Annotated in this window: 26 protein-coding genes, 2 tRNA genes and 1 riboswitch; of the genes, 15 read left to right on the forward strand and 13 right to left on the reverse strand. The window is 68.2% G+C overall.

Translation table 11 applies throughout. The features are described 5' to 3' along the window. Window positions 1–131: 131 nt before the first annotated feature. Window positions 132–605 carry an acyl-CoA thioesterase gene (locus RJ03_RS07270; protein WP_444543645.1) on the forward strand — a complete coding sequence of 158 codons (474 nt, stop codon included), beginning with the start codon at window positions 132–134 and terminating at the stop codon, window positions 603–605. A gap of 32 nt (window positions 606–637) precedes the next feature. Then, window positions 638–1,291: a DUF8185 domain-containing protein gene (locus RJ03_RS07275; protein WP_036499392.1), complete on the forward strand. Its 654-nt coding sequence runs from the start codon at window positions 638–640 to the stop codon at window positions 1,289–1,291. A gap of 15 nt (window positions 1,292–1,306) precedes the next feature. Here RJ03_RS07275 and RJ03_RS07280 read toward each other — a convergent pair whose 3' ends face one another. Continuing rightward, on the reverse strand, window positions 1,307–2,248 hold the full coding sequence (locus tag RJ03_RS07280) for an NAD-dependent epimerase/dehydratase family protein (RefSeq protein ID WP_036499330.1): 942 nt from the start codon (window positions 2,246–2,248) through the stop codon (window positions 1,307–1,309). 117 nt (window positions 2,249–2,365) lie between these two features. Then, complete coding sequence (locus RJ03_RS07285) at window positions 2,366–3,085, reverse strand: HNH endonuclease (RefSeq protein ID WP_174372269.1); 720 nt, start codon at window positions 3,083–3,085, stop codon at window positions 2,366–2,368. 344 nt (window positions 3,086–3,429) lie between these two features. On the opposite strand from RJ03_RS07285, the gene RJ03_RS07290 reads away from it, so the two are divergent. From RJ03_RS07290 to RJ03_RS07310, 5 genes are all read left to right on the forward strand, one after another. Beyond that, a complete protein-coding gene (locus RJ03_RS07290) occupies window positions 3,430–3,834 on the forward strand; it encodes a globin (RefSeq protein ID WP_030512691.1) in 405 nt (134 codons plus the stop codon). A gap of 61 nt (window positions 3,835–3,895) precedes the next feature. After that, window positions 3,896–5,572 (forward strand): glycoside hydrolase family 13 protein, encoded by a 1,677-nt coding sequence (locus RJ03_RS07295; RefSeq protein WP_036499336.1) that lies wholly within the window; start codon window positions 3,896–3,898, stop codon window positions 5,570–5,572. Window positions 5,573–5,623: 51 nt separating this feature from the next. Next, complete coding sequence (ctaJ, locus tag RJ03_RS07300) at window positions 5,624–5,902, forward strand: aa3-type cytochrome oxidase subunit CtaJ (RefSeq protein ID WP_036499339.1); 279 nt, start codon at window positions 5,624–5,626, stop codon at window positions 5,900–5,902. 10 nt (window positions 5,903–5,912) lie between these two features. Continuing rightward, window positions 5,913–6,359 (forward strand): DUF5130 family protein, encoded by a 447-nt coding sequence (locus tag RJ03_RS07305; protein ID WP_086007201.1) that lies wholly within the window; start codon window positions 5,913–5,915, stop codon window positions 6,357–6,359. A 301-nt stretch (window positions 6,360–6,660) separates the two neighbouring features. Continuing rightward, a complete protein-coding gene (locus RJ03_RS07310) occupies window positions 6,661–7,011 on the forward strand; it encodes a helix-turn-helix domain-containing protein (RefSeq protein ID WP_245552207.1) in 351 nt (116 codons plus the stop codon). 86 nt (window positions 7,012–7,097) lie between these two features. Here RJ03_RS07310 and RJ03_RS07315 read toward each other — a convergent pair whose 3' ends face one another. Then, window positions 7,098–7,688, reverse strand: coding sequence for a ClpP family protease (locus tag RJ03_RS07315; protein WP_036499345.1), 591 nt, complete (start codon window positions 7,686–7,688; stop codon window positions 7,098–7,100). A gap of 9 nt (window positions 7,689–7,697) precedes the next feature. After that, window positions 7,698–8,312 (reverse strand): ClpP family protease, encoded by a 615-nt coding sequence (locus tag RJ03_RS07320; protein WP_036499347.1) that lies wholly within the window; start codon window positions 8,310–8,312, stop codon window positions 7,698–7,700. Between the two features lie 116 nt (window positions 8,313–8,428). Here RJ03_RS07320 and RJ03_RS07325 point away from each other — a divergent pair, with 116 nt between their 5' ends. Continuing rightward, window positions 8,429–8,872 carry an SgcJ/EcaC family oxidoreductase gene (locus RJ03_RS07325; RefSeq protein ID WP_036499400.1) on the forward strand — a complete coding sequence of 148 codons (444 nt, stop codon included), beginning with the start codon at window positions 8,429–8,431 and terminating at the stop codon, window positions 8,870–8,872. A gap of 62 nt (window positions 8,873–8,934) precedes the next feature. On the opposite strand, the gene pepN is transcribed toward RJ03_RS07325, so the two are convergent. Beyond that, on the reverse strand, window positions 8,935–11,529 hold the full coding sequence (gene pepN, locus RJ03_RS07330) for an aminopeptidase N (RefSeq protein WP_036499402.1): 2,595 nt from the start codon (window positions 11,527–11,529) through the stop codon (window positions 8,935–8,937). Between the two features lie 222 nt (window positions 11,530–11,751). On the opposite strand from pepN, the gene RJ03_RS07335 reads away from it, so the two are divergent. Beyond that, on the forward strand, window positions 11,752–12,576 hold the full coding sequence (locus RJ03_RS07335) for a phosphoribosylaminoimidazolesuccinocarboxamide synthase (protein ID WP_036499349.1): 825 nt from the start codon (window positions 11,752–11,754) through the stop codon (window positions 12,574–12,576). 70 nt (window positions 12,577–12,646) lie between these two features. On the opposite strand, the gene RJ03_RS07340 is transcribed toward RJ03_RS07335, so the two are convergent. The 3 genes from RJ03_RS07340 to RJ03_RS07350 form a co-directional block, all read right to left on the reverse strand. Continuing rightward, window positions 12,647–13,921 (reverse strand): RNA polymerase sigma factor, encoded by a 1,275-nt coding sequence (locus RJ03_RS07340; protein ID WP_051024419.1) that lies wholly within the window; start codon window positions 13,919–13,921, stop codon window positions 12,647–12,649. A gap of 11 nt (window positions 13,922–13,932) precedes the next feature. Further along, the gene (locus RJ03_RS07345; RefSeq protein ID WP_036499351.1) at window positions 13,933–14,334 is read right to left on the reverse strand and encodes a YciI family protein; all 402 of its coding nucleotides are present in this window, start codon (window positions 14,332–14,334) and stop codon (window positions 13,933–13,935) included. A gap of 97 nt (window positions 14,335–14,431) precedes the next feature. Further along, on the reverse strand, window positions 14,432–15,652 hold the full coding sequence (locus tag RJ03_RS07350) for an NAD(P)/FAD-dependent oxidoreductase (RefSeq protein ID WP_036499353.1): 1,221 nt from the start codon (window positions 15,650–15,652) through the stop codon (window positions 14,432–14,434). Window positions 15,653–15,806: 154 nt separating this feature from the next. Here RJ03_RS07350 and RJ03_RS07355 point away from each other — a divergent pair, with 154 nt between their 5' ends. Beyond that, window positions 15,807–16,463, forward strand: a complete 657-nt coding sequence (locus RJ03_RS07355) for a mycothiol-dependent nitroreductase Rv2466c family protein (RefSeq protein WP_036499355.1) — start codon at window positions 15,807–15,809, stop codon at window positions 16,461–16,463. A 46-nt stretch (window positions 16,464–16,509) separates the two neighbouring features. Here the strand turns inward: RJ03_RS07355 and RJ03_RS07360 are convergent, their stop codons facing one another. Continuing rightward, the gene (locus RJ03_RS07360) at window positions 16,510–17,544 is read right to left on the reverse strand and encodes a M48 family metallopeptidase (RefSeq protein WP_083870655.1); all 1,035 of its coding nucleotides are present in this window, start codon (window positions 17,542–17,544) and stop codon (window positions 16,510–16,512) included. A 148-nt stretch (window positions 17,545–17,692) separates the two neighbouring features. Here RJ03_RS07360 and RJ03_RS07365 point away from each other — a divergent pair, with 148 nt between their 5' ends. After that, a complete protein-coding gene (locus tag RJ03_RS07365; RefSeq protein WP_036499357.1) occupies window positions 17,693–18,163 on the forward strand; it encodes a ribose-5-phosphate isomerase in 471 nt (156 codons plus the stop codon). Window positions 18,164–18,243: 80 nt separating this feature from the next. Further along, the gene (locus tag RJ03_RS07370; protein ID WP_036499361.1) at window positions 18,244–19,059 is read left to right on the forward strand and encodes an Fpg/Nei family DNA glycosylase; all 816 of its coding nucleotides are present in this window, start codon (window positions 18,244–18,246) and stop codon (window positions 19,057–19,059) included. Here the strand turns inward: RJ03_RS07370 and RJ03_RS07375 are convergent. Genes RJ03_RS07375 through RJ03_RS07390 form a run of 4 tightly spaced genes read right to left on the reverse strand, consistent with a single transcriptional unit; the run spans window position 19,047 to window position 23,646 of the window. Further along, window positions 19,047–20,342 carry a glycosyltransferase family 87 protein gene (locus RJ03_RS07375; protein WP_083870653.1) on the reverse strand — a complete coding sequence of 432 codons (1,296 nt, stop codon included), beginning with the start codon at window positions 20,340–20,342 and terminating at the stop codon, window positions 19,047–19,049. The genes RJ03_RS07370 and RJ03_RS07375 overlap by 13 nt on opposite strands. Then, window positions 20,339–21,667 carry a phosphatase PAP2 family protein gene (locus RJ03_RS07380; protein WP_083870654.1) on the reverse strand — a complete coding sequence of 443 codons (1,329 nt, stop codon included), beginning with the start codon at window positions 21,665–21,667 and terminating at the stop codon, window positions 20,339–20,341. The genes RJ03_RS07375 and RJ03_RS07380 overlap by 4 nt, the downstream gene beginning before the upstream one ends. Window positions 21,668–21,720: 53 nt before the next feature. After that, window positions 21,721–22,608, reverse strand: coding sequence for a GA module-containing protein (locus RJ03_RS07385; RefSeq protein ID WP_036499367.1), 888 nt, complete (start codon window positions 22,606–22,608; stop codon window positions 21,721–21,723). A gap of 33 nt (window positions 22,609–22,641) precedes the next feature. Then, window positions 22,642–23,646, reverse strand: coding sequence for a GGDEF domain-containing protein (locus RJ03_RS07390; protein ID WP_036499371.1), 1,005 nt, complete (start codon window positions 23,644–23,646; stop codon window positions 22,642–22,644). A 675-nt stretch (window positions 23,647–24,321) separates the two neighbouring features. On the opposite strand from RJ03_RS07390, the gene RJ03_RS07395 reads away from it, so the two are divergent. The 3 genes from RJ03_RS07395 to RJ03_RS07405 all read left to right on the forward strand — a co-directional run bounded on the left by RJ03_RS07395 (window position 24,322) and on the right by RJ03_RS07405 (window position 24,991). Further along, window positions 24,322–24,392: transfer RNA gene (locus RJ03_RS07395), tRNA-Gly, on the forward strand. Window positions 24,393–24,471: 79 nt separating this feature from the next. Then, window positions 24,472–24,548, forward strand: a tRNA-Pro gene (locus RJ03_RS07400). 43 nt (window positions 24,549–24,591) lie between these two features. Next, a riboswitch (guanidine-III (ykkC-III) riboswitch) is annotated at window positions 24,592–24,659 on the forward strand. 17 nt (window positions 24,660–24,676) lie between these two features. Continuing rightward, complete coding sequence (locus tag RJ03_RS07405) at window positions 24,677–24,991, forward strand: DMT family transporter (protein WP_036499373.1); 315 nt, start codon at window positions 24,677–24,679, stop codon at window positions 24,989–24,991. The last annotated feature ends 195 nt before the right edge of the window (window positions 24,992–25,186 follow it).

Here is a 25,186-nt window from a genome sequence, read left to right on the forward strand (position 1 = left end):
CCCCGAACCTGCATACTGGTTAGCCGAAGCGGTCCCGACATCGGAGTCGCACGCCGCTTCGGCTTGCTCGTCCGCCCGCGCAGGCACGCCGCACGATGCGCGCGGGCGGAATCCGATCGGAGGTGAACAGCGTGACCAGTGTCGGCTCGGTGAACGGGGCCCTGAAGGCAGGAGGCACCGTCGTCCTGCCCAAGCGTTTCCACGCGAAGGTCGATGTCCGGTGGTCGGATATGGACGTCTTCCAGCACATCAACCATGCCCGCATGGTGACATTGCTCGAGGAGGCGCGTATTCCGTGGCTGTTCGAGGGGGAGCGGCCCACCGCGGGGCTGCGTACCGGCTGTGTCCTGGCCGACCTGCACGTTCGCTACCGCGGCCAACTCCGGCACGAGGACACGCCGCTGGATGTGGCTATGTGGATCGAACAGCTGCGCGCGGTCGATTTCACCATCGGCTACGAGGTCCGCGCGAACGGCGTGGCACTGGATTCACCGCCGGCCGTGCTCGCCAGCACCCAGATCGCGGCCTTCGATATCGACACCCAGCGGCTGCGCCGGCTCACCGACGAGGAGCGCGAATATCTGAGCCTGTGGCGGGCCGAATAGCGGCGACGACACCCGAGGACGACATCGGTTCGATGCTGCGCATATCCGATCCCGCCGAGCGGGAGAACCTCGCGACCTTTCTCACCCACGCGATCCGGCTGGATCCGACTGCCGTCGTGCGGTTGCATCGCCGCGGCGACCGCTACGTCACCGCGTGGGCGGCAACCGGATTCGAGGTCTTGGCCGCGCGCACGGTGGTCGGCGAACTGGACGTCGTGGACGTCACGGTCGCCGGTGACGCCGCGTTGTCCGGACTCGAACGGCCCGCCGCCGACGGGCGCATCGAGGTGGGGTATTCGATGGATTCGGCCTGGCGCACCGCTTTGCCACCGGCTGTGGGTTTCGCGCATATCGACGATGTTCCGGCCCGGAGCCTGGTCGAACTCGCCGAACGCGGTGCCCGGGTGGCAGCCGAACACGGTGCCGGCCACGGTCCGCCGGCCTCGCTGCTGGAGCAGACGGTGCTGACCGTCACCGGCGGCGACGAGCGCGTCGAGGTCCCGATGCGCGTCGTCTTCGCGCTCACCGCAATGGATTTCATTCCGCACGCAGGCGGCGAAGCCGACTCTCGCCGCATCGCGCCCGCTGAGACCGTGCGGGTGCGGGCAACCCGCAGCTGGCTGCGGCTCGACGCGCGTTACGGCTCGGTCGCTCGTCGCCGCAGTGGGCCGCTGCTGGCCGGGTGATCGGCGCCCGGTAGTTCACTTCCCTTCCGCCACAGCGGTTTTCCACCACGCGACGGTGCCCGCCGCGACCTCCGGCAGTGGCGTCGGCGCCAGGCCGAGCAGTCGCTCACTGTGGGTGGAATCGAGTCTGAAGGGCCGCTCGAACTGGTAGTTCATCTCTGCCAGCTCCCGCATCATCGAGCTCACGATGCCGGCCGTGCGCAGTGTCCAGCCGGGCAGCGCAACAACTTTCGGCATCGGCATCCGAGCGGCCTCGGCCAGCGCGGCCACCAGTTCGCGCATCGTGACCGCCGGGGCGGTCGGGGCGTGCAGGAAGGTGTTCCACAGGGTGCTGTCGGCGGCCGCCCGGATCATGGCCGCGGCGAGATCGGGCATATAGGTGAACGAATGCGGTAGATCGGCCTTGCCGAAGATCTGAACGGTCTTGCCCGCCAGGATATTCGGCACCATCCGGTCACCGGCGTGCGAGGTGCGCACATGCGGCCCGATGAAATCGGAGGCGGCCACGCTGACCGTCGGCGTCGGCGATGCCTCGCGAGCGCGCAGGAGGTGCACCCGGATCGCCGGTTTGCCGAAATCCGCAGTGCGGGGCATTTTTTCGGTCATCGGCCGGTCGACCGGGCCGTAGGAGTACAGGCTCTCCGGAAACACGACGACTGCCCCGGTGCGCCCCGCGACGTCCAGGATCATCTGTTCGGCGCCGGGCAGTTCCGCCCGCCAGGTCCGCGCGGAGTATTGCGAGGCGTGGATGCAGTGGTAGATCGCGGCGGCACCGTCGACCGCGGCGGCAAGCTGGTGGCGATCGTTGACGTCCACCGAGCGTCGCTCGACGAGCGGATGGTCCGGACCGCTGCCCGACCGGGTCAGGATGCGGACCGTCGACCCGGTGGCGGCGAGTTGTTCGGCGATCGTGGTGCCGACGGGTCCGGCTCCGGTGACGACATGTAGATCCGACATAGTGGGCTCCAATCACTTTCGAGAGCACCGCTCTTGTGCTCGCAGACGAGTGTGCCTCACATCCGTGAATATTTCAAGAGCAGCGCTCACGATTGTGATCGGCGCGCTGTTTCAGGGTCAGGCAGCGCCCTCGCCCAGGTACTGCAACCACACCGGATCCAGATCCGAGGTGGTCGACAGCAATCGCCAATGCGGCCCGGTCGGCGAGACCAGGGGGTGCATGAGCGTCCAGCCCAACTCGCTCAGGAGTTTGTCGGCCTTGCGGTGATTACAGGGAGCGCAGGAGGCTACGCAGTTCTCCCAGGAATGCGCGCCCCCGCGACTGCGTGGAATGACATGGTCGATGGTTTCGGCCTTTCCGCCGCAGTACGCGCAGCGATAACGATCCCGGTGCATGAGAGCCGCGCGGGTCATGGGGACCCGGGCGCGGTAGGGGACTCGCACGTAGTTGCGCAGCCGGATCACCGACGGCAGCGCGACCGAGGCGCCGGCGGAGTGGACGACCGGGCCCTCGGGATTGTGATGAACGGTATCGGCCTTGTCGCAGACCAGTAGCACGATGGCCCGCCGGGCGGGCAGTGCTGTCAGTGGCTCGTAGGTGGCATTCAGAAGCAGTACCCGGCTCTTGGACCAGGCGGTAGCTGCGGATTCGGTGTTTCGGTGCGTGATCGCACCCGGGGACGAATGTCCCGGTGACGCGGACGGATGTCCCGGAGAGGAATATGCGGAGAGGATATGCAGCGGAGTAGCCCCCGACCCACGATTGTGGACATCGGCGGGCTGGAGTTGTCGGTGCGTTCTCGCCTCGTGTGACCGGGCGCCGTGCCGCTGCTTCATGGATGGACCCCGAATTCTGCTAGGTCGGTTCGTGTGCTGATCGGCAGACACTGTCACCAAGTTGACCACGGAACGTGCCCGTGTGCACAGTGATTTCGGTGCCGAAATTCGGGCCGGGTGCGCGGATCGCCGGTGGTCGACGCGGTGCGGCTCGGTATCCGCTGCCCGGATACCGGTGTCGGAGGCGATTATCTGCCGTGTGGCCGTCCCCGCGGCGACCGTCGTCTGAACGTCGCGTGATCCGCCGGTGACCGTCGGGCGGCTGCCGCACGGGTGGGCCGTCCGCGGGCGGTGCGGGCACAATGGTGGGCGGATACGGGCAGGCGAGCAGATCGAGAGGGTCGATGACTTCCGGCGAACAGACGGCGACATCGTTCTACGAGGCGGTCGGCGGGGCGGAAACGTTCCGGCGGATCGTCGCGGCGTTCTATCGGGAGGTGGCCGCCGACGAGATCCTGCGGCCGATGTATCCGGAGCAGGACCTCGGCCCGGCCGAGCGCCGGCTGCGCATGTTCCTCGAACAGTACTGGGGCGGCCCGCGCACCTATTCCGACGAACGCGGACATCCCCGGCTGCGCATGCGGCATATGCCGTTCAGTATCGGACCGCTCCAGCGTGATGCGTGGTTGCGCTGTATGCACATCGCGATTGCCGAGATCGAGCCGGACGTTCTCGACGACGAACATCGGCGTGCGTTGCTCGACTACTTGGAGATGGCCGCGAATTCGCTCATGAATTCCCCCATGTGAGCCGGGCCGGGATTCGACTGTGACAGCGTCATCGGCCGGCGGACGGGCTGAGCTCGCGGCAGTGGGGGACGCCGCGGGGCATACGGAGGAATCGGCGCCACCCTGGTGGCGTTCGGCGGTGTTCTATCAGATCTATCCGCGCTCGTTCGCCGATGCTTCCGGCGACGGTGTCGGTGATCTCGCCGGCGTGCGCGACCGGCTCGGCTATCTGGAACTGCTGGGCGTCGACGCGCTGTGGATCTGTCCGGTGATGCGTTCACCGATGGCAGACGGTGGATACGACGTCAGCGATCCGCGCGATATCGACCCGCTGTTCGGCGACCTCGCGACCATGGACGAGCTGATCGCCGCAGCCCACGAGCGCGGCATCCGGGTGACGATGGATCTGGTGCCCAACCACACCAGCGACCGCCATCCGTGGTTCGCGGCCGCGGTGGCGGCCGCCCCCGGCAGCGCCGAGCGGGCCCGCTACCTCTTCAGCGACGGTCGCGGGTCCGACGGCTCGCAACCGCCCAACAACTGGCCCAGCATCTTCGGCGGTCCGGCGTGGACGCGCATCACCGAGCCCGACGGGACGCCGGGGCAGTGGTATCTGCATCTGTTCGCACCGGAACAACCGGATCTGAACTGGGACAATCCGGAGGTCGTCGCCGATTTCGAGCAGACCATGCGGTTCTGGCTCGATCGCGGCGTCGACGGTTTCCGCATCGATGTGGCACACGGCATGGCCAAACCGCCCGGACTGCCCGATATGGATCCGGTCGTGGTGGCAGCGGTGGGACTCTCCGCCGACCCGTCGGCCACCCATTCGGCCGACCCGTCGGTCACCCATCTCGCGGACGCCGACGCGAAGTTGCTGGTGCACGACGACAGCGATCCGCGTTTCAACAATCCGGGGGTCCACGACATCCACCGGCGGCTGCGCAAGGTGGTCGACGAGTACCCGGACGCGGTGTCCATCGGTGAGGTGTGGGTCGAGGACAACGTCCGGTTCGGCGAGTACGTGCGCCCGGACGAACTTCACCTCGCCTTCAACTTCCGGCTTGCCGAGACACCGTTCGACGCGGTGAGAATTCGTGCGGCAGTGGAGAATTCGCTGGAATCGGTAGCGCGCGTCGGGGCCATCCCGACGTGGACGCTGTCCAATCACGATATCGAGCGGGAGGTGACCCGCTACGGCGGCGGCGCGTCCGGCATCGCCCGTGCACGCGCGATGATCATGCTCGAACTCGCGCTTCCCGGGGCGGCTTTCGTCTACAACGGCGCCGAATTGGGGCTGCCCAATGTCGACGACCTGCCCGAGGAGGTGCTGCAGGACCCGGTCTGGGAACGCTCCGGCCACACCGAACGCGGGCGTGACGGCTGCCGGGTGCCGATTCCGTGGGAGGGGACCGATCCGCCCTTCGGATTCAGCGCCGGTCCCGACTCCTGGCTGCCCATTCCGGCGGAATGGGCCGATCGGACCGTGGCGGCGCAACGCGAATCGCCCGACTCGACGCTGTCGCTGTATCGGGACGCTCTCCGAGTACGCGGTACCCGAGCCGAATTCGACGGCGACACGGTCGACTGGCTCGACGCGCCGGAGGACTGTCTCGCCTTCCGCCGGCCGGGTGGACTGATCTGTGTGCTCAACGCCTCCGCGGCTCCGATCGCGCTGCCCCCGGGCACGATGCTGCTGGCGAGCGCGCCGCCGCACGGTGCCCTGCTCGCACCGGACTCGACGGCCTGGTTGGTGTGACACGGGCGGCTCGGCGCGGACCGGCAAACCACGATCGTCTACCGTTGAGCTGTGAGCATTCTCGAAACAGTGCTGATCTTTCTCGGCATCCCGCTGGTGATCTACGCGGTGATCGCCGGATTGTCGTTCCTCGGCAAACCGCTGCCCGGTGAGAAGCCGGTCCACTACGACCTCGGGAAGAAGTGGACCGCGGAGCCGGTGCTGTGGAGCGCGACCGATGAGGTGACCGCATTCGGTCACGGTGTCGCTGAGTCGGCGCATGGACATCATGCGGCCATCGAATCCGCTGGGGCAGATCTGATCGGAGGCCGGGCAAGTGGCAACTTCTAATTGGCCTGTGGTGGACCCGTCCACCCTGCCGCACGGGTACGCCATCACCCCCAGCGGGCGGGTATCCGGCGTGCACGAAGCCGGTGACGTGTTCAAGGAAGCGCCGTTCAACGACCATGAGCGGCTGCTGATGGACAACACCCTCACCGAGGCGACTCGCAGCACCAAGGTCCGGTTCAACATCTACATCGGCGATCTGGGCGCGGATGCCGCCGCCGGCGCCGACGCGGTGTTCCCGTCGACTCCCGAGGCGGCGCGTTCGGTGCTCATCGCCGTCTCGCCCAACGACAAGGCGGTCGAGGTTCGATCCGGTCGCGACGTCGCCGACCGTGTGAACGACCGGGTCTGCCAGCTCGGGGTCACCGCGGCGCTCGCGTCGCTGCGGCAGGGACAGCTCATCGACGGACTCGTCTCCGCGGTCCGCGTGATGGCGTCCGCGATCGGCCGCCCGAGCTGATTCGTCCGCACTGATCGGCACGCTCGCGCCGGTTCGCATCAGGGCCACGCACCCCTTCCCGGAACAGCCGGGAGGGGGTGCGGCTGTCTACGGACGACCCGAAATACGCTGTGAGCGTAAGTGAGCTCGCCCCGCCCGGCGGCAGCCGTAGGCTCACCACATGGCCGAGTACCCGAAACTGCATTCGCTCCCCGGCGGACGTGCGGACGAGTCTGCGCCCTCGACCCGGGCGGATGGCCCGGACGTCCCGGCGACACCGGCCGAGCCTGGCCCCCGACCCCAGCGAGACGTGCTGCGATCGGTGCCGTCGCGCCCAGATCGGCCTCGCGAACCCCGCGCCGCCCGGGAACCGCTGTGGCGTGAGGTACTCGGAGAACGGTTGCGCGAATTGCGCCGGGACCACGGCGAGACGCTGACCGAAACGGCGGGCCGGGCCGGGATTTCACCGCAGTACCTGTCCGAGATCGAACGCGGGCGCAAGGAACCGTCGAGCGAGATGATCGCCGCCCTCGCCGGAGCGCTCGGCACCACCTTGGGCGAACTGACCGCGGAGATCGCCGCCGACCTGCTGCGCGTCACCCGCCTCGCCCCGGTGCGCCCGCTGGCCGCCCGTCCACCGTTCGGTCCCACCATGCTCGCCCGCGCCGCCTGAGCGCGCACCACGCCTCACGGAGATCGCCTGCGCCGCCGCGATCCGTCGCTCGGCTGTGAATTACTCTCCTGCGCTGTCGGATCCGCTCAGCTGCGAGCGCCGAGGATGGTGTCGGCCAATCCGTATTCCACCGCTGCCTGCGCGGTGAACACCCGGTCGCGATCGGTGTCGTGCCGTAGGGTCGCGACTTCCTGACCGGTGTGGCGAGACAGGATCGTCTCGATTTCGGCGCGCATCCGGACGAGTTCGTCGGCCTGGATGATGAGATCGGGTATCGCGCCCTGTCCGCGCGTCGCCGGCTGATGCAGGACGGCGCGCGCATGCGGCAGCATCGCCCGCCGACCGTCGGCGCCGCCGGCCAGCAGCACCGCACCGACCGCGATGGCCTGGCCGACACAGGTGGTCGCCACCTGCGACGAGATGTGCTGCATGGTGTCGTAGATCGCGAGCATCGCCGACAGATCGCCGCCCTCGCAGTTGATGTAGAGGTTGATCTCCTGGCCCGCGCTCTCCGCGTCCAGATGCAGCATCTGCGCGATCAGCGCATTCGCCACCCCTGAATCGATCGGGGTGCCGAGGTAGACGATCCGCTCGGTGAGCAGGTGCGAATAGACGTCCATGATCCGCTCGCCGCGCGGGTGCTGCGCGATGACATTGGGAATGGTGTAGCTGGTCATGATGTGCCCCTATGCTTTCCCGGCCGAGATTCCGATGCGCTGGCGTTGCGGGATGACCTGGTCGAAGGAGTCGACGATGTGGTCGATGAAGCCGTACTCCCGGGCCTCGGTCGCGGTGAACCAGCGGTCGTGCAGCGAGTCCTCGTAGATGCGGTCGAACGGCTGCCCGGTGTCCTCGGCGATGAGTCCGAGCACGGTGTTCACCGTGTGGCGCAGATCGTCGGCCTGCACCTCCACCTCGCCCGCGCTGCCGCCGATGCCCGCCGACCCCTGATGCATGAGGATGCGGGCGTGCGGCAAGGCGTAGCGTTTGCCCCGGGTGCCTGCGGACAGCAGGAATTGCCCGGCGCTGCAAGCCAATCCGAGTGCCAGCGTGGAAACCTCGCAGGGCACCAGCCGCATCACGTCGCGGATCGCCAGCATCGAGGGCACCGAGCCGCCGGGGGAGTGGATCCACAGCGAAATGCCGGCGTCGGGGTTCTCGGCTGCCAGGGTCAGCAGCTGGGTGGTCAATAGGGTGCCGTTGTCGTCGTCGAGTCCACCGTCGAGTACGAGCACGCGCCGGGCGAGTAACTGCTCGCGCGACCGACGGTCGAACAGCGGAGTCGTGTTGTCGTGAGCCATGAAGCCACCGTGCCCGATCGGCGGGGGCGACGGCGGCTGTCGCTGCCGTGAGCAGATCCGCTCACAGCAGCGAACTTCTTGACCTCAACCGCTCTCGAGGTCCAAAGATGATCATCATGAACACGACGGACCAGAATCCGCTAATCGAGGACAACAGTGTCGACCATGCCGAGGACCGGGTGGCGATCGAGGCGCTCATCGCGAATGTCGAGACCGCGTTCAATACCAACGACGCCGAACTGATGGTGCGGGATGTGGCCCGTAATGCGGTGCTGGGCAACGCGGCCGGCATGCTCCTGCACGGCCGCGACGCGACGCTCGCCGCGAGCCGGGACGGATTGGCGGGATTCCTGAAAGACCAGTACGTGCGCTACGAGCTCCTCGGCATAACGTTCCTGCGGGCGGATGTCGCCATCGCGCACAAGGCCGCACGGGCGGTGACCGCCGATGGCGCGCCGATCGATGTCGACCCGGCGATGGTCGCGCTGTATGTGCTGACCAAGGAGGATGGCCGTTGGTGGATCGCGGCGCGGCACAACACACCGGTGCCTCGGCAGTGAACCGCGTCGCTTCGCGGTCCGGCGTTACGGCGCCCACCGATCGGTAGGCGCCGCAAGCAGACTCAGGCGGTGTCGGCGGCGCGGGCACGCAGCGAGCGTTCGATTCCCGCCTTACCCTCGATCACCAAGCGGCGCAAAGCCGGCGGGTGTTCATCGGCGAGGAACTTGTCGGCCACGGCCACGGCCTCCTCGCTGATGGCCCAGTGCGGATAGAGGCCGACGACGACGGTCTGTGCGACCTCGCTGGAGCGGCGCTCCCACACCGAGGCGATCTCGTCGAAGTAGCGCTGCACATACGGCGTGAGCAGTTCACCCTGCCCGACCGGCGCGAAGCCGCCGACGATCGCGCGGGCGGTGATGTTCGGGACGGAGTCGTCGTCCATCACGGTGCGCCAGGCCTTTTCCTTGACCTCGGCCTGGGGGCGGGCGGTGGCGGCCGCGGCCGCCTGGCGCCGGCCGGCGGCGGTGGGATCGCGCTCGAGTTCCGCGTCGATGACCGGGGTATCGGTGCTCTCGGCGTCGAGCTGACCGGCCGCCGCCAGCGCGCCCACGATCCGCCAGCGCAGATCGGTGTCCACCGCGAGGCCGGGCAGCGCGGCCGCGGCGGGGTCGGAATCCAGCAGCAGGGTGCCCAGCACCTCACTGTGCCACGGTGACAGGCGCGCGCCGGTGAGGGCGTTGACGAAGGCCAGCTGATGGTCCGAACCCGGTTCGGCCGCCCGGGCCAGTTCGAGGAGACGATCGGCGAAGGCCGGCCATCCGGTCTGATCGGCCCACTCGGGGTCGGCGTAGCTCGCCAGGGCGGTCTGCGCCTGCATCAGAAGCCGTTGTACGACACCGATTTCGGTTTCGGCGCCGATTCCGCGCTGCACCAGCGCCACGAAATCCCGGGCCCGCATCTCCGCCTGTCGGGTCATTTCCCATGCCGCCGACCAGCACAGCGTGCGAGGCAGGGATTCGGCGATATCGGCGATCCGCGCGATCACGGTGTCCAGTGACTGCGGATCCAGGCGCAGCGAGCAGTAGGTCAGGTCGTCGTCGTTCACCAGCACGAGCCGGCCCCGCTCGACACCCACGAGCTCGGCGACCTCGGTGCGCTCGGCGGCGTCGAGATCGAGCTCGACGCGCTTGGTGCGCACCAGTTTTCCGTCCCGGTCGTCGTAGACGCCGATGGCCAGGCGATGGACGCGGTACTCGCCGGCACCGGGTTCCGCGCCGCCCTGCACGACCGCGAATCGGGTGAACGTCCCGTCGGCGTCGACCTCGAAGTCGGGGCGCAGCGTATTCAGGCCGGTGGTCTTGAGCCACTGCGCGCCCCAGCCGGAAAGGTCACGCCCGGAGGACTTTTCGAGCGCACCGACCAGATCGTCGAAGGTGGCGTTACCGAAGGCGTGTGCGGCGAAGTAGTCCCGCAGCCCGGCCAGGAACGGCTCCAGCCCGACGTAGGCCACCAACTGCTTGAGCACCGAGGCGCCCTTGGCGTAGGTGATGCCGTCGAAGTTGACCTCCACGGCCGCCAGATCGGGGATGTCGGCGGCGATGGGATGGGTGGAGGGCAGCTGATCCTGCCGGTACGCCCACGACTTCTCCACATTGGCGAAAGTCGTCCAGGCGCCGGTGTATTCGGTGGCCTCGGCCTGGCACAGGACCGAGGCGAAGGTGGCGAAGGATTCGTTCAGCCACAGATCGTCCCACCACTTCATGGTGACGAGATCGCCGAACCACATGTGCGCCATCTCGTGCAGCACGGTCTCGGCGCGACGTTCGTAGGAGGCGCGGGTGACCTTGGACCGGAAGACGTAGTCCTCGAGGAACGTCACCGCGCCCGCGTTCTCCATGGCGCCGGCGTTGAACTCGGGAACGAACAGCTGGTCGTACTTCCCGAAGACGTACGGGACGCCGAAGTTGCGGTGGTAGAACGCGAAGCCCTGTTTGGTCTCGGTGAAAAGCCGTTCCGCGTCCATGAATTCGGCGAGCGAGGCGCGGCAGTAGATGCCGAGCGGGATCGTGGACTGATCGTCGGTGTACACATCGATCCACTTGGCGTACGGCCCGGCGATCAGCGCGACCAGATAGGTGCTCATCCGCGGCGTCGTGGCGAAGGTGTGCTCGACCACCTCGCCGACCGTGCGGGTGGCGGTCGCGGCGCCGTTGGAGATCACCTCCCAGTCGGCGGGCGCGGTGACCGTCATGTCGTAGGTCGCCTTGAGGTCGGGTTGGTCGAAGCAGGCGAACATCCGCTTGGCGTCGGCGGTTTCGAACTGCGAGTACAGATAGACCTTGTCGTCGGTCGGATCGACGAAGCGGTGCAAACCCTCGCCCGTATGCGAGTACACGCAGTCGGCCTCGACCACCAGGACGTTGTTCTCGGCCAGCTCGGTCAGGGTGAGACCCTCGGACTCGTCGTAGCCCGAAATGTCGAGTTCGGTGCCGTTGAGAACGGCCGAACGCACACCGGCGGCGACGATATCGATGAAGGTCTGCGCGCCCGGAGTGGCGGTGAACGTGACGGTGGAGCGCGAGAAGAACGTCTCGCCGGCGGTGGCCGCGGGACCGGTCGGCTGTCCGGTGAGGTCGAGTTCGACGCGATAGTTCTCCACACTGATCGTCGCGGCCCGCGCGATGGCTTGTTCGCGGGTGAGGTTCGGTGCAGACAAGGAGACTCCTTCGCTCGGACCGGTCGTGTGGACCACGCTGCGGATGCAGTCGCTGACGGTGCCCAGAATGCCACGTTCGCGCCCGCACGGCTGGGCCGACCGTGCATCCGCACCCCGTGCGAGACGAAACGCCGCGCGCCGCGCCACCGAGCGTCCGGTGCCGCCGGGGCGCTCGGTAGGCTGGGCGTTCGTGTGCGGCGGACAGCGAAGCGAGGAGGGCCGGTGAAGCACATTCACGCCGGTAAGGTGCGCGATCTCTACGAGGACGGGGAATCGCTGATTCTGGTCGCCTCCGATCGGGTCTCGGTCTACGACGTGGTGCTGCCGACGCCGATTCCGGACAAGGGGGCGCTGCTCACCCAGCTGTCGAACTGGTGGTTCGACTACTTCTCCGATGTGCCCAACCACGTGCTCTCGACCACCGACGTCCCGGACGAATTCGCCGGGCGCGCGGTGCGCGTGCGACCGCTGAAGATGGTGCAGGTGGAGTGCATCGCCCGCGGCTACCTGGTCGGTTCCGGCCTGCAGGAGTACCGGCGGACCGGCGCGGTCTCGGGGGTGACGCTGCCCGCCGGGCTACGGGAGGGAGACAAACTTCCCGAGCCGATCTTCACCCCGACCACCAAGGCGTCCGCGGGACACGACGAGCCGATCACGTTCGACGATGTGGTGAATCAAGAGGGTCGCGATGTCGCTGAGAAGTTGCGCGACCTGACCCTGCAGATCTACACCCGCGGCGCCGAGCACGCCGCGGGGCGCGGTGTGATCATCGCCGACACGAAGGTCGAATTCGGCTGGGACGGAGATGTTCTCACCCTCGGTGACGAGGTTCTGACCTCCGACTCGTCGCGGTTCTGGCCGGCCGACGAATGGGAGCCGGGCCGGGCGCAGCGCTCGTTCGACAAGCAGTTCGTCCGCGACTGGGCGACCTCCACCGGCTGGGACAAGGAGCCGCCCGGCCCCGAGATCCCCGCCGATGTCGTGGCCGTCACCCGCGAGAAATACATGGATGCCTACCAGCGCATCACGGGCAACACCTGGGCGTGAGTGCGGTCGGTCACGGTCGAAGCGATTGCGCCGCAGAAGCTTTCGCTGACGGCGGCCCCGGCGCGCCCGGCTACGAGGCGCGCAGCTTCGCCGCGCGCAGCCTGAGGTAGTCGCGCTCGGGCGTACTCGTGGTCAGGTGTGCTGCCGCCGTATAGGACTCGATCGCCGCCGCACGGTCGCCCGCCATCTCGGACAGGTGTCCCCGCACCGCCTCGAGTCGATGGTTGCCACGCAGGCGATCCGCCAGCGCGTTCGCCGATTCCAGCCCGGCTGCGGGCCCGTGCACCATGGCCACCGCCACCGCGCGATTCAGACTCACCATCGGATTGTCCGACAGTCGCTCGAAGATGTTGTACAGCAGGAGAATTCGCTCCCAGTCCGTCGCCGCGGCGCTCGGTGCCCGGGTATGCAGTGCGGCGATGGCGGCTTGGACGCGGTAGGGGCCGTCGAGTCCGGCCTCGACCGCCGCCGTCGCCAGCCGCATTCCCTCCCGGGCGCGGGCGCGGTCCCAGCGGGTGCGGTCCTGTTCGGCCAGCGGAATCAATTCGCCACTGGGACCCAGGCGTGCCGCGCGGCGGGCGTCGGTGAGCAGCATCAGCGCGAGCAGCCCCGTGACCTCCGGATCGCCCGGAAGCAGGCGGTGAACCTTGCGGGTCAGGCGAATCGCCTCCGCCGCCAGATCGGTGCGGTACAAGTGGGAGCCGCCGGTCGCGGTGTGCCCCTCGGTGAACATCACGTAGAGCACGTGCAGTACCGGCCCGAGCCGTGGGCCCCATTCTTCCGGGGTGACGGCGGACTCGGCGAACGGGCGCGGCAGTGCGGCGAGCCGCTTCTTCGCCCGCGAAATACGTTGCGCCATGGTTGTTTCCGGCAGCAGGAAGGCTCGGGCGATCTCCTCGGTGGTGAGACCGCCCACCGCGCGCAGCGTCACCGCGATCGCACTGGCCGGCGACAACGCGGGATGGCAGCACAGCAGCAGCAACGTCAACGTGTCGTCGGCGGCCGAATCGGTATCGGCGGGCGGCACGTCCTGCAGGGCAGCCGTCGTCTCGCGGGAGCGGCGTGCGATCTCCGAACGCACCGAGTCGATCAGTCGCCGCTGCGCGACCTGGAGCAGCCAGGCCCGCGGATTGTCCGGATAGCCCTTGTCCGGCCACTGGGTGACCGCGGCGAGCATCGCCTCCTGCACCGCGTCCTCGGCCGCGTCGAAATCGCCGTAGCGGCGCACCAGCATTCCCAGCACGCCCGGCGCGACCTCCCGCAGGAGCAGCGCGACCTCCTGCGCGGAGTCGTCGCGCTCCGACGGCTGCCCGCCTGGGACGGCCGGTACCTGTGATCCGGGCATGGCGCGGCGGATCAGGCCTCGGTCGCCGGGGCGTCCATCACCGCGCGCACCTCGATGTATTCACCGATCGGGGCGCCGCCCGGGCCCGGCGCGGCCGATGCCTGCGCGGCGATCTCCAGCGCCCGGTCGGCGCTGTCCACATCGACGATCCAGTAGCCCGCCAGGAATTCCTTGGTCTCCGGGAACGGGCCGTCGGTGACCACCGGCGCGGACCGCCCGTCGGCGCTGACGATACGGGCCTGATCCGGGAAGGCCAGACCCTGGGCATCGACCAGCTCACCCGATTCGCGCAGTGCCGCGCCGAGCGCGCGCTGGAATTCGATATGGGCCGCGATGTCCTCCGGCGGCCACTCGCCGATCGGAGTTTCGCAGTGCGCGGCAGGGCGGTAGGTCTTGAGCAGCATGTATTTCACGATGATCTCCTCGGATCGCCGGCGCGCCAGCGCGGCGCGCTCACGATCGGGTCGGTGCCGACCGCGGCTTCTAGACCTACCTCGGCTGTGATCGTGATCACAAATCTGTGGTCGTATCGGCGAGCGCGTCCGGATTCACCGGTTCGCCGCCGAGGATCAGCTCCTTGATCCGATCGGTGACATCCCAGACGTTGACGTTCATCCCCGCCAGCACTCGATTGCCCTGATCCAGCCAGAACGCGACGAATTCGCGGCTCGCCGCGTCGCCGCGAACCACCACGGAGGTCGTCGCATCCGGTGCGACGAAACCGGTGTACTCCATGCCGAGGTCGTACTGGTCGGTGAAGAAGTACGGCAGCCGGTCGTAGGTGGCGGGCCGGTCGAGCATCGTCAGCGCCGCCACGGCCGGCTGGTTGAGGGCGGTGGCCCAGTGTTCGACCCGCACTCGCTGCCCGAGCACCGGATGCTGCTGGTCGGCGATATCGCCGGCCGCGACGATATCCGGATCGCTGCTGGCCAGACTTTCGTCCACCAGCACGCCGCCCTCGACCGCGAGCCCCGCGTCGGCGGCCAGTTCGATATTCGGCCGCGCGCCGACCGCGATCAGCACCGCATCGGCGTCCACGACCGTGTCGTCGGAGAGGCGGACTCCGGTGGCCTTCCCGTCGGCGGTGACGATCTCGGCCGCCTTCACACCGCAGCGCAGATCGACGCCGTGCGCGCGGTGCAATTCGCCGAAGACCGCGCCCATCTCGTCGCCGAGAGCGGCCTGCAGCGGCACCGCGCCGACCTCCAGCACGGTCACCTCGAGACCGGCGGTCCGGGCGGCCGCCGTGACCTCCAGCCCGATCCAGCCCGCGCCGATGACTACCAGCCGCCGCGCCGAGCCGAACAATGAGATCAGCGCATCGGACTGCCCGATGGTGCGCAACATGTACACGCCCTCGGCATCGGCGCCGGGAATCGGCAGCCGGCGCGGGCGCGATCCGGTGGCCAGGGCGAGTTTGTCGTACGGCCGGGTCGAACCATCCGGCAGCGCAACCGTTTTCGACGTGCGGTCGATGGCCGTGACGGCGGTGCCGAGCAGCAGCTCGACATCGTGATCGCGATACCACTGCTCGGGATGCACGGTGAAATCGGCGAGCGACTTCTTGCCGAGCAGATGCTCCTTCGACAGTGGCGGCCGCTCGTAGGGGAGTTGCGCCTCCTCGGCGATCAACGTGATCGCGCCGTCGAACTCGTTGTCGCGCAACGACTCCGCCAGCTTCGCGGCGGCCAGACCGCCGCCGACGATGACGAACCTGGAATCTGTGGGCATGGGGAAACCTCCGGGCAGCGGGCAACCAGGGTCGTATCCGACCCTACTGTGCGATGCCGCGGCGATCGGGAAGTATCGCCAACTTCGCGGCGTTGACCAATGCTGAGGACGGGTGGCGTGCGGCCTCCCCACTGTTTCTTCGAAGGGACGAAATGTGAGCGATCAGACGACCACCGCCGGTTCCAGGGACCGCGTCGATTTCTGGTTCGATCCGCTGTGCCCGTGGTGCTGGATCACCTCGCGCTGGATTCTGGAGGTCGAGAAGGTCCGCGATATCGATACGCGCTTCCACGTGATGAGCCTGGCCGTGCTCAACGAGGGCCGTGACGACCTTCCCGAGCGCTACGTCGAAATGATGAAATCGGCGTGGGGGCCGGTCCGGGTGGCCATCGCCGCGGCCGAGCAACACGGTGAGAAAGTGCTCTCACCGCTGTACACCGCGATGGGCACCCGCATCCACAATCGCCGGGAGGAGTACGAGCGCGAGAACCAGGCCGACAGCCTGGCCGCGGTCGTCGCTGACGCTCTCGCCGAGGTCGGGCTGCCCGCCGAACTGGCCGAGGCCGCCACCAGCACCGAGTACGACGAGGCGCTGCGCAAGAGCCACCACGCCGGAATGGACAAGGTCGGGCCGGACGTCGGCACGCCGACCATCCACATCAACGACACCGCCTTCTTCGGCCCGGTGCTGTCGCGGATTCCGCGCGGCGAGGACGCGGGGAAGGTGTGGGACGGGGCGGTCGCACTGGCGTCCTATCCGCACTTCTTCGAACTCAAGCGGACCCGCAACGAGGACCCGCAGTTCGACTAGTGGATGAACGGCACGGGGCGCAGCACGCCCCGTGCCGGACGTGCGGCTACCGCGGCGGCAGCCCCGGAATTTCGCCGTATCCGGGGTAGCTGCCCGTCTGAGTGGGCGGTCCGGCCGGCGGCATCGGCTGCGGCGGGACGGCCGGTGGCGGATACGGCGGAGGCGTCGCCGTCATCGGTGGTGGCGGCGGACCGCTCGGCCGCAGGAACATCCGCCCGTGCCGGCTGCGATCGCGCAGCGCCCACATCCGCCACGTCAGCACCGGATGCGAGGCCATGGCGTTGACCACCCAGACGAAGAAGCCCTTGTCCTGTGGCGCGCGGTCGGCCATCTCGTCGAAATCGACCAGCGAGTTCAGATATTTGCCGCCCGCAAGGGTTCTCATCGCTCCGGGGGCGCCGAGATGCCGGTTGCAGAAGCCGTGATTGTCGGCGGTGTACTCCTGTGCGCGAATCAGCGAATTGCCGATGATCGGCAGGAACGGCACGAGGAACATGCCCAGCTGGCGCCAGTACGACACATGGCCGGCCGCGATATGGCCGACCTCGTGGCCGATGATGAAGGCCAGCGCGTCGGGGTCACGGGCCTGGCCGCCGATCTCGAACAGATCGCTGTAGACGACCACGTAGCGGCGGAACCCGTGCCCCGAGGCGAAGGCGTTGATCTGCCCGTTGCCCAGCACCACGTAGGCATCCGGGACGGTCGCCATGCCGAAGCGCGCGGCCGCCTCGACCACCAACCGGTATCCCTCCGGGAACTGGGTGGGCGACATCTTCACCGCATTGAGCCGCTGCATCGAATAGTTGGTGCCGCGGCCGAACCACAGCAGCAGCGGCGCGAGGATCAGCAGCAGGACGTAGTAGTTCACCGCACCGACGAGCAGGAACAGCAGCGCGATCAGATAACCGGTGACGGTGGCCAGAATCACCACGATCAGCAGCGGGATCTCCCAGCTGTGCCGGGCCGGCATCCCCCAGGGAGACAGTCCGCGCGTCGGCTGGAACGGCGGGACGTGCGGCGGCGAAAACGGTTGCTGCGGACCCCATCCCGGCGGTCCCAGCCGAGGATCCCACCCCGCCATACCGGTCACCGGATTCCACCCCGGTCCGCGCCCCTGCTGTGGTGACTGATCGGCCCACTGATCTTCGGACTGCATGGGCTGAACTCTATAGAGGATCGGAGAACCACCCCATGTGGAGCGAAAGCGCCCACCTGACAGAATCTCAGCCATGCGCGTATACCTGGGTGCCGACCATGCCGGCTTCGAATTGAAGAACCAAGTAAAGGATCATCTGACGCAGGCCGGTCACGACGTGGTCGACTGTGGAGCCCACGAGTACGACGCCGTCGACGACTATCCGGCCTTCTGCATCGACGCCGCTCGCCGCGTCGTCGCCGACCCGGGCAGCCTCGGCATCGTGTTCGGCGGCAGCGGTAACGGTGAGCAGATCGCCGCGAACAAGGTTCCCGGCGCGCGCTGTGCGCTGGCCTGGAGCGTGGAGACCGCGAAACTGGCTCGTGAGCACAACAATGCGCAGCTCATGGGTATCGGCGGCCGGATGCACAGCACCGAGGAGGCCTTCGCCATCATCGACGCGTTCCTGGCGACGCCGTGGTCGGACGAGGCGCGGCATCAGCGGCGCATCGACATCATCGCCGAATACGAGAAGTCCGGTCAGCCGCCGGCGGTGCAGAGCTAGCAGGCATCGAGCGGGCCGGGCCACGCGCCCGGCCCGTCCGGCCGCATGCGGGCCGGTGTGAGCGGAACGGAATTCGGGAGATGCCTGAGGGACATACGCTGCATCGCCTGGCGAAGCTGCATCAGCAGCGCTTCGCCGGCGGTGTCGTGCGGGTTTCCAGCCCGCAGGGGCGCTTCGCCGATGGTGCCGCCCTGGTCGACGGAGCCACCCTGACCAAGGCCGAGGCGTGGGGTAAACATCTTCTGCACCACTATGATTCGGGTCTGATCGTCCATGTGCATCTCGGTCTCTACGGCACCTTCACCGAATCGCCCGCGCCGCTGAGCGATCCGGTCGGCCAGGTGCGGATGCGGATGATCGGCGCCGGTAAGTCCGCGGCCACGCTGTACGGGACCGATCTGCGTGGTCCGACCGCGTGCGAGGTCCTGCACGCACCGGAGGCCGACGTCCTCACCGCCCGGCTCGGCCCTGATCCGCTGCGGCGCGACGCCGATCCCGATCGGGCGGCGCAGCGGATCCGCCGTTCGAACCGGTCCATCGCGGCGCTGCTGATGGACCAGTCGGTGGTGGCGGGTGTGGGCAATGTCTATCGAGCGGAAGTGCTGTTCCGGCACGGCATTTCACCGCAACGTCCCGGCCGCGCCGTTACGGCCGGGGAGTGGGATGCGCTGTGGGCGGATCTCGTCGCGTTGATGAAGGTCGGCGTGCGCAAGGGCGCCATCGTGGTGGTGCGCCCCGAACACGACCGCGGCGCGCCGTCGTATGCGGTCGGCAAACCGCGCACCTACGTCTATCGCCGAGCCGGTGAGCCCTGCCGGATCTGTGCGACCACCGTCGCGCATGCCGTGCTCGAGGGGCGAAACCTGTTCTGGTGCCCCACCTGTCAGCCGGCCTGAGTCGCCGGTATCGCCGCGGCGCGCCGCCGGAGCAGACGCGTGAGCGCGAGTCCGAGCAGCGCGACGGCGACGAGGACGTAGGTGTTGCCCAGTAGGTGCTGCCACCAGTTCCAGGTGAGCTCCCGGTCGCCACCGCCCGGCACCAGCACCTGTCCGATGAGGAACGGTGCGGTGACGGCGGCGATCGCGCCGGCCACCGCCGCGGCGGATCTGCTGGTGGACCACAACGCGGCGGTCACCAGCGCGGGTGCCACCCACACCCAGTGATGAGTCCACGACACCGGCGAAACCAGCAGCAGCACAGCGGCATTCACGAGCAGCGCGGCAACCGAGAGCCTCGTGATCGCGGGGGCGTTCCCGGGTGTGATCGGGGCGGCGGCGGTGCGCTCGGCGCGGAAGAGCAGGTACATCGCGACCGCGCCGGCGGCGGCGACGGCGAGCCCGAGACCCAGCCACACCGCCGCGGCCGCGGATTCGGGCAGGCCGAGCCGGTAGATCATGCCTTTGAGGGACTGGTTGCCGGCGTAGTAGGGCGCCCCGATGCGACCGGTGTCGACGATCGCGTGCAGCCAGTACTGCGTGGATGTCCGCGGGAACAGTACGAATCCGGCGAGCACCACTCCCGCGGCGGTCGCCGCCGCCGTTCCCGCCGCTTTCCAGTCCCGGCGAATCAGCAGATAGAGCACGAAGGCCGCCGGGGTCAGTTTCGTGACGGCGGCGATGCCGATCAGCACGCCGCGGGGCCAGCGCGGCTTCTCGGTCAGGCAGTCCAGCGCGACCGCGGCCATCAGAATGATGTTGATCTGCCCGAACCACAGTGTCGTGTGCACCGGCTCGAGCGCCGCCATCGCGATGACGACGGGGGTGATCAGAGTCGCTTTCGACCGCGGGTTCAGCTCGGGCCGGACCCGGGAGAGCACCAGCCAGATCGTCACCCACAGACAGGCCAGCGAACTGGCCGTCACCGCGACCTCCGCGAGCCAGAGCGGCATCACGGCCAGCGGAGTCATCAGCAGCGCTGCCGACGGGGGATAGGTGAACGGCAGGTCGGTGTGGCCGGCGACCGGTAGCGGCGGCCCGTACAGTGCGCCGTGGTGCAACCAGGCCAGGGTGTCGACCCGATACACCTGCAGATCGAGGAAACCGTGCAACGCCGAGATGAGCAGGGCAGCCGACACCGAGAGTAGAAGTCCGATCAGGATCGGGATGCGGGGGAAATATCTCGTATCGTCGGAATGCTGTTGGCGCAGCAGCTGACGCCGCTCCGCCCGCACCGTGATCATGAAGCTGAGACCGACCTTTCGATGTTCGCCGTTCGGCGCTCGGGCGCGGCGAACCACGTCGTGTAGAACAGGGAGATCACGGCCGCCAGTGCGGCCAGGACCGCGAGTCCGGACGGCAACGGATGGGCGGCCATGGTCTCTGCGAGGAAACGATAGGACAGCAGCAGCCCCGCGAAAACCCCGGCGCCGAGGGTCACCATGTGAATCCGTTTGCTGTCCCAGCCACGATCGGGTTCGCGCAGTGCCGATTCCACCGTGAGGGACAGGACCGCACCCGCCACCAGATCGCAGCCGTAGTGGTAGCCGAAGCCGAGCGTCGCCAGCAGCGTGCACACCAGCCATACCGCACCGCCCCAGCGCAGCCACCGCGGCCCGGTGCGCGAATGCACGAACAGTGCTGTGGCCCAAGCGGTGTGCATCGACGGCATGCAGTTGCGGGCGGTGCCGGCGTCGAAGAGCATCGGCGCCGGGGTGCCGGTGATCGCCGGCACCGTGTGCGGCCAGTCGCCGATCTGCAGGCCGTGGCCCAGCGGGCCGTAGGCGAAGACCGGGCCGACCACGGGAAACAGCACGTAGACGAGCGGCCCGACGATGCCCAGTACCAGGAAGGTGCGCAACAGATTGTGCCGTGGCCACGGCCTCGTCGTCACATTGCGCAGCTGCCACACCGCGACCACCACGGCGGCCGCCGGCAATTGGATGTACACCGCGTGCAACACGGTCGACGGGACCGGGCCCGCCGCGTCCAGGAGGCTGCCGACGACCCACGCCGGATCTCCCAGTGCGCGATCGGCATATTGCACGTACTGATCCAGTACGCGCGGACCGGCGGAGATGCTCACCAGCAGCCAGGTGTCGGCGAGCTTCGACGCCATGATCAGCAACACACCGAATGCGATGGCGCGCAGGGCGATCCGCCGTCGCCGGCCACGCCACCGAGCGACGGTCAGCACGAGCGCGGTCAAGACCAGCGTCGGGCCGGTTCCGATCGAGAGGTGCCAGTGGCACAGCGCCTGCACGCCGAGCACCAGCAGGTCCAGTACCGCGGCCGACGCGAGGCTGATGACGCGCACGCGCGCGGGCACGCCGACGCACGCGAGGCCCAGGCCCGCCCAGGTGACGAACGCCGATTGCGGGTCGGCCGCGTAATCGGCGAGGAGACTACGAAAGGGCCCGAGGGCGCCGTGCGCGGATGCCCACACCTGGGCGACGGTGAGCAGGACCACAGCGCCGACGACTGCGGCAGCGGCTCCTGCTCGGGGCTTTTTCCCACCCCCGGATAACGACGACGAGGGAACTACCCTCGCCTCGTGGTCGATCAACACTGAAGATCGATAACACAACGTAAACGGAGGCGCAACTTCCGGTTACCGGAAAGCTAAAAACCTCCGTCGAATCCGCCGAAGTCGCCTCCGTCGAAACCGCCACCGCCGTCGAAGAAGCCGCCCCCGTCGAAGCCGCCGCCGTCGTAGCCGCCACCCTGGTCGTAGCCGCCACCCTGGTCGTAGCCGCCGCCGTCGTATCCGGCGGTGTCGTATCCGCCCTGGTCCCCGCCGTCGAAGCCCTGCCCGGCATCCTGGCCCGCATCGAATCCGGCGTCATAGCCTGCGCCGTAACCGTTTTCGAAACCGGCCGCGCCGTAGCCGACGCCGTGCATACCGCCGAACAGCGCATCGAACAGCAGCACCGAGCCGACGCCCCAGGCGCCGGCCACCAGCGCGGTCTTCCACCACGGCTCGGAATACCAGCCGGCCGGGACCGGACGCCCGGCGACCCGGCCGCCCGGATAGTAGTTCGGAGTTTGCGGAGAAGGCGTCGGCGACGCTTCGATGCTGCGGCCGTCGAAGTCGACGGTGCGGTCCTCGGTGACGCGTCCGGCGGACCGCTGTCCGTCCAGTTCGGGGACCGGTGGGCCGGGATCGAGATTCATCGCGGTGCGGGCCGCGCGCACGTAGTACAGGCCCTCGATCGCGGTTTCCTTGGCCAGCCGAGCCTGGGTGACGGTCGTGGCCTGATCGATCTGCGATCCGGCGGCGTTGAGTCGTTCACCCGCATCCGCCAGCGCCTGCTTGGAGGCCTGGTCGGTCCCCGTGAGGTTGTAGACCTGGCCGCCGAGGCGTTCGATCAACCGGCGTGCGTCGGCCTTCGCGTCGGCGAGTTGGTTGTTGTCCCGGGTGCGTTGGTTCGAGCGCCCCGCGACCATCATCGCGACACACGCGATCAGGACGACGACCAGAAGGATCAGCAGCAGCCACACATCGACCAGAGTACGCGTCGGCGGTTTGCCCGAGGCTTGCTCTCAGCCCGCGACGGCGGCGTCGTAGGCGAGTCGGGCGGCGTCGTAACCGCCCGGCTCGCCGCCGGAATCGCCGAGCTCGGAAAGTGCGAACTGCCGCTTGCCGGCCGTTTTGGCCGAGTACATCGCCCGGTCCGCGCTGCGCAGCAGATCGGAGAAGTCGCACGGTCGCCCGGGTGGGGAGAAGGCGGTGCCGACGCTCGCGGACACCGGCACCGGTCCGGCATCGGTCGGCACCGGATCGTGCAGGGCGGTCAGCACGCGCATCGCCACCTCGGCGAGGGTGTTGCGCCGGGCGGGCAGGGCGAGGACGAATTCGTCTCCGCCGTAGCGGCATACGACCGTTTCGTCCGGGCAGGCCGCGCGCAGCCGCCGCGAGATCTCCACCAGCACCTCGTCGCCGACGGAATGGCCGTAGCCGTCGTTGATCTGCTTGAAGTCGTCCAGGTCGATCAGCAGCAGGCCCACGCCGCGGGTGTGGTCGGTGGCCATCACACGCACGCGTTCCTGCAACAGGGAGCGGTTGGCGAGGTCGGTGAGTGCGTCGTGGGTCGCCTCGTGCCGCAGCCGGTTCTGCAGCGCCGCGATCTCCTGTACGCGCACGGAGACCGCTGCCGTCAGATTGCGCTCCTGCTGAGCGAGGGCGCGTTGCTGCAGGGCCTCGGCATAGCTGTCGATGGCATGGCTGGCCACGAACGGCCACCGGGTCGCCACCAGGGAGCCGGGTTCACCCGGCGCGAAGCCCAGCAGGGCTCTGGTGGCGGGGGCGAGCATGCGGGTGCGATCGAAGGGCGCCTCGGCCAGCCGTCGCCCGATCGCGCGGGCGGCCGGAACCGGAAACGGTTCGGACTGTGCAAGATTCAACAATTCGTCGACGATGGCCGCGAACACCTGCTCGAGGTGTTCGGGCTCGACTGTCAGCCCGCTGCCGGCATAGACGGCACGAACCCAGTCCCGTGTCGTCGCCGCGACGTTCGCGGCGGTCTGCGTGTCGAGTTCGGCAGGCATCGCCGATCACCTCGCGCAGACGTCGTCGACGCCGGCGCTCCGGCCGGTCACGCCCTCCGGAACGCGCTCACTGCTTCGCGGTCGAGTACACCTTCGGCGCACGCTCACCGCCCCCTTTCCAGATACCCCCGTCCGGCAAAAAGGATCCTAGCAAGCCACTCGGCACCGAAAAACGCTGTTTTACAACCTGTTCCGATAAGTCACGAATGGCGATCGGCAGTGTGATCGACTCCGGGCCTGCGGCGTTACACCTTGCCTCAGCGTGTCGCTCGCGGCGTGTTGCGGGGGATGTTCACTCCTGAGTGCGCAGGACTTCGTGAAACGTTCTTATCGCAGGCCAGGGGCCTTGACGCGGGATCCCGGTCCGCGCGGTGGCGGCGAGCCGCCGGTGACGAGTATCACAGCAGGTTGCGAGAGTCCGGTCGGGGGGTGAGTGGCGCGATATCTCGTGGGCGCGATGCGCCACTTCGGCATCGCCGCGCTCGAAGTTCCGTCGTCGAAGTTTGCTGTCCAATCGCTACGGGCCTGCTCCGGGGGGGAGTTCGGCGCGCCGGTGAGCAGCCCGGTGGACGCGCCGGGCGAAAACCGGGTGTGCGATTGGCATTCCGGAAGTGAAGTTCGGTACAGTCCTACACGCAGACGACATCGTGGCGATCCCATTGGTGTCGTATGCCTGCGGGTGTAGTTCAATGGTAGAACCTCAGCCTTCCAAGCTGATGGTGCGGGTTCGATTCCCGTCACCCGCTCCGAGGTGGGGATTGTCGGCAATTCCCGGCCGCCGGATCCCGTCCATCGGGAGGCGCCAGCGCAACCGCTGGACGGAAACGGGATGTAGCGCAGCTTGGTAGCGCATCCGCTTTGGGAGCGGAGGGTCGCAGGTTCAAATCCTGTCATCCCGACCACAGATGACCGGGAATTTCCGCTCGGTCGTGGGCGCTGAACGAACAAGGGTCGCGTTCTGCGGCCGACCGGACGATCGCAACCGTACCCGGGTCCCGACAAGACGGTATTTCCGAAAGGAATGCTGACTATGGCGTGGATCGTGCTGGTGCTGTCCGGAGTCTTCGAAGCCGTCTGGGCCACCGCGCTGGGAAAGTCACACGGCTTCACCCGCCTCGTGCCGTCGCTGGTCTTCGCGGCCGCGCTCGTCGCCTCGATGTCGGGTCTCGCCTATGCCATGCGCACACTGCCCGTGGGCACCTCATACGCGGTGTGGGTGGGCATCGGGGCCGCGCTCACCGTGCTGTACGCGATGATGACCGGTGCCGAGCAGGCCTCGCTGGTGAAGATCGTATTGCTGCTGCTGATCGTCGCCGGGGTGGTGGGCCTGAAGGTGACCGGTTAGCCGCTCGAATCGGCCTGTCCCACGCCGAGCGGTATCCGCGGCGACATTCGCCGCGGATACCGCCACGTCGGCCACGCTCGACTCCGCCGGGTAACCCGCGTACCCCCGGCTGCCGATGTGCGTGTTATCGGCTGTGACGCGCCGGCCGGGCGGAGCCGGCCGAATGCGATTGCGCGTGAACGCGTTTCGTTCCAC

Source organism: Nocardia aobensis NBRC 100429, from assembly GCF_000308375.1.
GTDB lineage: Bacteria > Actinomycetota > Actinomycetes > Mycobacteriales > Mycobacteriaceae > Nocardia > Nocardia aobensis.

Coding starts and splice junctions, on each gene's coding strand:
- RJ03_RS07275 (WP_036499392.1), top strand. CDS start 638: ATGCTGCGCATATCCGATCCCGCCGAGCGGGAGAACCTCGCGACCTTT.
- RJ03_RS07280 (WP_036499330.1), bottom strand. CDS start 2,248: ATGTCGGATCTACATGTCGTCACCGGAGCCGGACCCGTCGGCACCACG.
- RJ03_RS07285 (WP_174372269.1), bottom strand. CDS start 3,085: ATGAAGCAGCGGCACGGCGCCCGGTCACACGAGGCGAGAACGCACCGA.
- RJ03_RS07290 (WP_030512691.1), top strand. CDS start 3,430: ATGACTTCCGGCGAACAGACGGCGACATCGTTCTACGAGGCGGTCGGC.
- RJ03_RS07315 (WP_036499345.1), bottom strand. CDS start 7,688: ATGACCAGCTACACCATTCCCAATGTCATCGCGCAGCACCCGCGCGGC.
- RJ03_RS07320 (WP_036499347.1), bottom strand. CDS start 8,312: ATGGCTCACGACAACACGACTCCGCTGTTCGACCGTCGGTCGCGCGAG.
- RJ03_RS07325 (WP_036499400.1), top strand. CDS start 8,429: ATGAACACGACGGACCAGAATCCGCTAATCGAGGACAACAGTGTCGAC.
- RJ03_RS07340 (WP_051024419.1), bottom strand. CDS start 13,921: ATGCCCGGATCACAGGTACCGGCCGTCCCAGGCGGGCAGCCGTCGGAG.
- RJ03_RS07350 (WP_036499353.1), bottom strand. CDS start 15,652: ATGCCCACAGATTCCAGGTTCGTCATCGTCGGCGGCGGTCTGGCCGCC.
- RJ03_RS07360 (WP_083870655.1), bottom strand. CDS start 17,544: ATGGCGGGGTGGGATCCTCGGCTGGGACCGCCGGGATGGGGTCCGCAG.
- RJ03_RS07365 (WP_036499357.1), top strand. CDS start 17,693: ATGCGCGTATACCTGGGTGCCGACCATGCCGGCTTCGAATTGAAGAAC.
- RJ03_RS07370 (WP_036499361.1), top strand. CDS start 18,244: ATGCCTGAGGGACATACGCTGCATCGCCTGGCGAAGCTGCATCAGCAG.
- RJ03_RS07375 (WP_083870653.1), bottom strand. CDS start 20,342: ATGATCACGGTGCGGGCGGAGCGGCGTCAGCTGCTGCGCCAACAGCAT.
- RJ03_RS07390 (WP_036499371.1), bottom strand. CDS start 23,646: ATGCCTGCCGAACTCGACACGCAGACCGCCGCGAACGTCGCGGCGACG.
- RJ03_RS07405 (WP_036499373.1), top strand. CDS start 24,677: ATGGCGTGGATCGTGCTGGTGCTGTCCGGAGTCTTCGAAGCCGTCTGG.